At 43.3% G+C, this 6,933-nt stretch carries 7 protein-coding genes; 4 read left to right on the forward strand and 3 right to left on the reverse strand.

The annotated features are described in order from the left end of the window. The coding region (locus tag FTT70_RS13225; RefSeq protein WP_179991410.1) for a zinc ribbon domain-containing protein at nucleotides 1-218 on the forward strand (218 nt) is incomplete at its 5' end. Nucleotides 219-252: 34 nt separating this feature from the next. On the opposite strand, the gene FTT70_RS13230 is transcribed toward FTT70_RS13225, so the two are convergent. From FTT70_RS13230 to FTT70_RS13240, 3 genes are read right to left on the reverse strand one after another with little or no spacing between them, the layout of a single operon-like run. Next, nucleotides 253-822 carry an L-threonylcarbamoyladenylate synthase gene (locus FTT70_RS13230; RefSeq protein WP_004970120.1) on the reverse strand — a complete coding sequence of 190 codons (570 nt, stop codon included), beginning with the start codon at nucleotides 820-822 and terminating at the stop codon, nucleotides 253-255. 48 nt (nucleotides 823-870) lie between these two features. Next, nucleotides 871-2,094 carry a DNA-processing protein DprA gene (gene dprA, locus FTT70_RS13235; protein ID WP_180168715.1) on the reverse strand — a complete coding sequence of 408 codons (1,224 nt, stop codon included), beginning with the start codon at nucleotides 2,092-2,094 and terminating at the stop codon, nucleotides 871-873. Between the two features lie 17 nt (nucleotides 2,095-2,111). After that, nucleotides 2,112-3,269 carry a LysM peptidoglycan-binding domain-containing protein gene (locus FTT70_RS13240; protein WP_070155503.1) on the reverse strand — a complete coding sequence of 386 codons (1,158 nt, stop codon included), beginning with the start codon at nucleotides 3,267-3,269 and terminating at the stop codon, nucleotides 2,112-2,114. A 119-nt stretch (nucleotides 3,270-3,388) separates the two neighbouring features. Here FTT70_RS13240 and def point away from each other — a divergent pair, with 119 nt between their 5' ends. From def to FTT70_RS13255, 3 genes are all read left to right on the forward strand, one after another. Then, nucleotides 3,389-3,919 carry a peptide deformylase gene (gene def, locus FTT70_RS13245; protein ID WP_180168716.1) on the forward strand — a complete coding sequence of 177 codons (531 nt, stop codon included), beginning with the start codon at nucleotides 3,389-3,391 and terminating at the stop codon, nucleotides 3,917-3,919. A gap of 115 nt (nucleotides 3,920-4,034) precedes the next feature. Continuing rightward, complete coding sequence (locus FTT70_RS13250) at nucleotides 4,035-4,469, forward strand: DUF2946 family protein (protein WP_026438527.1); 435 nt, start codon at nucleotides 4,035-4,037, stop codon at nucleotides 4,467-4,469. A gap of 63 nt (nucleotides 4,470-4,532) precedes the next feature. Then, entirely contained in the window at nucleotides 4,533-6,572 is a 2,040-nt protein-coding gene (locus FTT70_RS13255; protein ID WP_180168717.1) for a TonB-dependent copper receptor, read from the forward strand. Nucleotides 6,573-6,933 lie beyond the last annotated feature (361 nt).

The raw sequence follows: 6,933 nt of genomic DNA on the forward strand, positions 1-6,933 counted from the left end.
CAGGGGTATGTTATGAAGAAGTCAATGAAGCCTATACCACCCAAATTTGTTCGTGCTGTGGCTCACGCTCCAGTAGTCCGGAAGGTAGAGCAGGACTTGGAATAAGAGAATGGCAGTGTGTGGAGTGCGGTACGCTCCATGATCGGGATGTAAATTCCGCACTGAATATTCTTGCGCTCGGGCATGAGCGTCTAGCAGTAGGAATCTCCGTCCTTTAGGTCGGGGAGGATGTCAACTAAAATTTGTCTAAAGCTAGGCGCGAATCACTGCCCCACTCTCTGCATCTAAAATACGGCTAGGTTGCTGGCTTAAACCCAAATCACCATTTAAGTAGTGCAATTGTTGATGGAAATATTGCGTTGTCTCTTGCAAAGAGCGTGCAGGGGCAAGTCCCGCAGGATTGGCACTGGTCGATACAATAAAGCCATCAAAGGCATGGCATAACGCCATACATAAAGGATGATTGGTTACGCGCACCGCTACTTTGGGGTGTTGACCTGTAATCCACTCTGGAATTGCGGCTGTGCTGGGTAATAGCCAGGTGGTTGCTCGATCTGTGGGATAAGTATTCGTCCATGACGCAATTACGCGATCTCGCATTTCGGGGTTTAAATCCTGCAGCAAATGCTCTACTTGTGACAGATGTCCTGCCAGTAAAATCACACCTTTTTCAATCGGACGCTGTTTCAGACGCAAAATTTCCAAAAATGCCTGTTGATTATATGGATCACATCCCAATCCCCAAACCGCCTCTGTAGGATAGGCCAGTACCTGTCCTTGTTGTAGACATGCAGCGGCTTCGGTGACAGAGGTTGTAATCATGGGAGTTTTACCTAAACAGAAACGTGAAATAGGCGCTTATTGTGAACCTTATTTGTGGGGACGACAACGCAGATATAAACCTGATTGTTGTAAACAGAATCCCATGAGCTCCAGTTCCATTAATGCACTGGTGAGTGTGGCAATATCTAAATTCAGTTGCTGTGCCAAGTAGTCGATGCTTTGCCCGACCCAATCCAGTTGTTGATACAGCGTCAATAAATGCTCGGGAATGTGCGGCGTAGTTGTATCGGTTGTTTTTGTAGTGGTGCTTAGAAGCGCTGTTTCAGTTGGTGGTGTAGGAGATTCTGTTTCTGTCGATACTGCTGTGACCTGATCTGGGTTTGTCGCAATTTGGTTTTGTTGATATTGCCATTGGGTTGGCAGGGCTAAATCCTCAATCACTTGTTCAGGATGGTCGACCAAAATTGCACCTTCACGAATCAATTGATGGCAACCTTGATGAAATTCACTATAAATATGTCCAGGAATGGCAAATATCAATTTGCCTTGCTCCGCTGCTAGTTTCGCGGTAATCAGCGAGCCACTATTTAAACTGGCTTCAGCAACTATCACGCCTAAACTTAATCCACTGACAATACGGTTACGTCGTGGAAAATGTTGCTGCAAGGGCTTGGTCTGCGGTAAAAACTCCGTAATCACGGCACCACCACATTCCACAATCTGTTGGCGCAGGCTGTGATGTGCACTTGGATAAGTGCTGTCCAAACCTGTGCCCATGACTGCAATGGTACGTTGATGCTGCAAAGCACCTTGATGTGCAGCTTCATCAATACCTTGTGCCAAACCACTATTGATAAAGAATCCTTGTTCACTTAAATAATAAGCAAAATCATAAGCCACTTGCCGACCATGCGGGCTGGCTTTGCGACTGCCAACAATCGCAATTTGCGCTTGCAACAAAGCCTGTGCATTGCCTTGTCCAAATAAAATGGGTGGCTTATTGGCATAGGGACGTAACTGATTCGGATAGTCAGCATCATCCAACGTTAAAACAAAATCGCACTGCTGTTGCAGTTGATTCAGACATTGTTCAAAGGCGAGTTGCCCTGTTGGGCTGAGATATTCTTTGGCACGTTGTAGATGGTTGGCATGAATGCGCACATCTGACCATGTGAGGAGGTGTTCGGGCTGCACTGCGGCAGCCACGGAACCATAATGTTGTACGAGTTTGGAAAAACTAGACAGTGAATGTTGAACCAAATACCACAACAAAATGTAGTTGATTTGCTGTGGGCTGAATGAATTCAACATCACCATCTTAAACCGTTTTAGTCGTCCATTCGTGGTGCTTGTAAGCTCGCACCGACTTTAATTGGTAATTCACTGTCTAAAACATAGGCATAGCTAATGTGGTCAAAGCTCTTGAAGACCATGATATTGCCAATACGTTCGCCTGGAAGCTGAACACGTTCTTTGGTTTTCGGGTCGGTGACCACTTCGCCTTTTTGCGCTACGCTAAACACATGACCAGATTGCACGCCATGTAATGTACCGCGATCAATTGCCACAACACTGTGTTTTGCTGCAGTACCAATCGAACCCATCACACGTAGCACCTGACCACCTGTGCTGACATTTTCAGCATGCGTTGGGTAGAACAAGGTTGGCAGCATTGGGTCATAAATTGGTAAGACGCGATCACCACGACGCACTTCGGCATTGTAGGTATCGGTCAATTCAAGTGTGGTGATGTCATTTTCACCACGTACTGCAATACCTGCAGCAACTTGAGTGAGTTCAATGCCTGCATTGAATTTTTGACCATTGGCATCGGTCAGCATGTACGGTTCGCCTTCACGATATACACCGTAGCGTTGACCTACTTCCAGACCTGCACCACGTGCATACACACTTTGACCTTTAGCAGCTAAAACACGTTGATCAGAAGTACCTAAAATATATGGTGTGCCTTGTAACGCATCTGCGGCAATAATGCTGCTGCGCTCTAACCAGTGTTTGATGTAGTCAAGTGGAATCACAGGAATGGTATTATTTAAAGACTCCACGCGAATTTGCGGCTGTAAATTGGTGCTCTTGCCTGCATAACGACGAATAATGCCTTCACAGCCATCGCCTTCATCTTTACCAATAATAGGGCGACCTTCGTAGGTACACATCAACAAACGGTCACCTGGGAAAATCCAGTGTGGATTTTTTACGTGACGGTTACTTGCCCAAATTTCAGGCCAACGTAATGGATTGTTCAGGAATTTTTTGGAAATATCCCATAAGGTATCGCCTTTTTTTACCACATACACATTTGGTGCGCTGGCTTTTAAGGCAGGCGGATTGATGTTTCGTGCAGGTGCTGCTTCAGCCACACTGATCGCACCAAGTCCCACTGTGAGACATACTGCGAGTGCTAAAACTTGCTTTTTAAACCCCAAGACACGAAAAGAGGATGTGTCTGTCAAAACCTTTTTCATTATCATAATTCCTAAAATTATGTATGTAGTTGCGTTATAATAACGATCTTACACACATTTTTTTGATGAAGCATTCCTTCATTCGGTTTTTTGATCAATGGCATAAGTGAGGATGTCCCATGGCCTTATTACCTATTTTAAGTTTCCCGGATCCCCGTTTGCGTACCATTGCCAAACCCGTCGAAGAAGTCACCGACGAAATTCGTCAGCTGGCTGCAGATATGTTTGAAACGATGTATGCCGCACCAGGAATTGGTCTGGCAGCCACACAGGTCGATCATCATATTCAGCTCATTGTCATGGATTTATCTGAAAATAAAGATCAACCCATGGTCTTCATTAACCCCAAAGTTACCCCATTGACTGAAGAGACCCAACCGTATGAAGAAGGGTGTTTGTCAGTGCCTCAAATATACGACAAAGTTGAGCGTCCGTCACGTGTAAAAATTGAAGCGATTAACCTTGAGGGCCAATCCTTTGCGCTAGAAGCGGATGAACTTCTCGCTGTTTGTATCCAACATGAAATGGATCACTTAAATGGCAAATTATTTGTCGATTATTTATCGCCGCTCAAGCGTCAGCGTGCCCGTGAAAAAGTCGAAAAAGTAGTGCGCCAGCGTCAGAAAGAAAAAGTCGCGGTCAAGCGTTAAGACGTAGAACAATCAAGAAGACTAGACGCGCAAGTTTAGACCAAAGCCTAAAAATCAGCCCAATTTCGATTGGGCTTTGTTATACTTGTGCCACACAAATTCAGGATAGATGTTTTTGTTGTTGCGTAGTGGTTTACTGCTTTCATTTATCGCAGTTTTTTTACAGATTGCTGTTTTTTTACAGCCTTTGCTGCCTGAGCAATATCAAGTTGCGCCAGTCTGTGAAACCATCACGCGTGCACTTTTGTTGCCACAAGCCCACGCCGTGCATACAAATTCTTCGCATGCTGCACATTCATCTACATCGCAAGCTGATGATCAACAACTGACTGCACAGCATGGACATCATCATCACGATGCTTCACATCAATGTCAGTATTGTACGGTCTATGGCAACTTGGTCTTGCCACCTGAATTAGAGCTTAAAGAAGTACTTGATCGCATTCAGGTGCGTCTTTTGGCTTTCCAAAAACGCTTTCAACATGTTTGGTTTGCACTTCAGCAACTCTTTTTACTTCCGCAGGGACGTGCTCCACCTCACTTTGCATAAATTCAATGTTTTTCGGGTCTGCTTTGACCCTAACTGTATTTATGTTTTGAAGTGAGAAATAAAATGGCTCAGCTTAAATTTTTATTACAGCCCATTGCGGCTGCAGTTTGTGTTGCCTGCTATTCAGCAAGTGCGTTTGCCGATCAAAGTATGCTGTCTGCGAATACGCATAGTCTTGCGCCTATTGTTGCAACCGCACAACAGGGCAATGATGCCAATGGTTTGGTGGTTCGTGCTAATCCAAAACAACCCATTCAGCCGATTCCAGCCACAGATGGTGCAGACTATTTGCAAAGCATCGTTGGCTTTAGTGCTGTCAACAGTGGTGCGGGTACCAATGGCGATGTGACCTTCCGCGGCATGTTTGGTTCACGTATTAAAATTTTAACCGATGGTTCTGAAAACTTAGGTGCATGCCCGAGTCGTATGGATTCACCAACCTCTTATATTTCACCAGAAAGTTTTGATGAAATTACCGTCATTAAAGGCCCGCAAACGGTGCAATATGCCAACACAGGTTCGGCAGCAACGGTATTGTTTGAGCGTAAGCCTGAACAATTTGGTGAAGGTCAAAACTATCGTGGACAAGCCAGTGTTTTGATGGGTTCATTTGGTCGTTTGGATCATAATATTGAAGCAGCAGCGGGCGATGCGCAGAAATACATTCGTTTAAACGCCAACCGTTCTGTGGCAGACAGCTATAAAGATGGCAATGGTACAACTGTTCCTTCAGATTGGGAGCGTTGGAATGCCGATGTGGCTTTAGGTTGGACACCCGATGAAAATACTTGGCTTGAGTTGACAGGTGGTCGTGGTGATGCCGAAGTGGTTTATGCAGGCCGCATGATGGATGGTTCTGAATTTGATCGCGAAAGTTTGGGTTTGCGTGTAGAAAAGAAAAACATCACCGATGTGATTAAGAAAATTGAAGCACAGGTGAACTATAGTTTTAATGATCATGTGATGGACAATTATAGTCTGCGTAAAGTGGGAATGGCAGAACACCACATGACTAAAGAACTTGTGGAAGCTAAATCTGCCATGAATGTGACTCGCCGTACTTTAAATGCGCGTATGGCTGTGACACATGAGTGGGATAAATTGCAGTTTATTACAGGTATTGATAGTCAACAGAATAAGCATGGTAAAGGCATGTATTCAGCCACAATGCCGAAAATGAATTTCCCTGTAACAACCGATATGGAATTTCAATCCTATGGTGGTTTTGGTGAGCTGAGTTATGAACTGAATGATCATAATAAGTTGGTTACAGGTATACGTGTTGATCAGATCGAAGTAGACGCAGTACAAACGGCTCAACAACGTAAAGAAACCTTGCCAAGTGGTTTTATTCGTTTGGAAAATCAACATCCACACCATGATGCTAAAACTTATGTCGGTTTGGGCTATGTAGAGCGTATGCCTGATTATTGGGAATTGTTTAGTCCTCTGTCGGGTAACGGAAATAAAAATACGTTTAATCACATTAATACTGAAAAAACCCTTCAATTGGACTTTGGCTATCAACATGAACATGGTGCATTCAGCTCTTGGGCATCGGCTTATGCAGGTTTGATTAATGACTATATTCTAACTAAATATACGAGTATGACAGATGCGCATACGCGCAATGTGGATGCAACCATTGCTGGGGCAGAAGTTGGTATGGGTTATCAATTTACCGATGCTTTGCAAGCTGATATGAGTGCCATGTATGCGTGGGGTGAAAACACCACAGACAATACGCCGTTACCACAAATTTCACCTTTGGAAGGACGTTTAAACCTACGCTATGTTCAAGATAGATACACTTTAGGTGCATTATTACGTGTAGTCGATGGTCAAAGTCGTATAAGTAAAGATGAGGGTAATATCGTAGGTTATGATGTGAAAGAGAGTAGTGGTTTTGGCATACTATCTTTAAACGGCAGCTATAACCTAAATAAAAGTGTTGATGTGTCTGTGGGCATTGATAACGTACTAGATAAAACTTATACCGAGCATTTAAACAAAATGGGTAATGCAGGTTTGGGTTTTGCTGCAAATGAGCAATTTAACAATATTGGTCGTAACTATTGGGCGCGTATTAGTATGAAGTTCTAATTTGAACTTTATTTAAACCAAAAGCAGGGCTTCGGCTCTGCTTTTTGCTTTTGCATAAAAATAATTACATATAAAACATTGAGTTACGTTTCGTGGCTGGGTTTTAAAGAATTAAGAGGATTTTTCTTAAAATAAATTTACAATATAAAACAATGGTTTATGTATTTTTGGGTTTATAAAATAAACACCCGATATATTTCTTTTGCAAAAAGTGTTGCAAGGCGAAATATTTCACCTATAATGCACATCCATCGGCGGTGATGAAGATTAAAACTTCTGATAAAACAATGACTTGGTTAAGAATGATTGAGTTGGGTTTTAGAAAGAAAGTTTAAAATAATTTAAATTACCAGTTGACACT

The organism is Acinetobacter sp. YH01003, assembly GCF_013420525.1.
Lineage (GTDB): Bacteria > Pseudomonadota > Gammaproteobacteria > Pseudomonadales > Moraxellaceae > Acinetobacter > Acinetobacter towneri.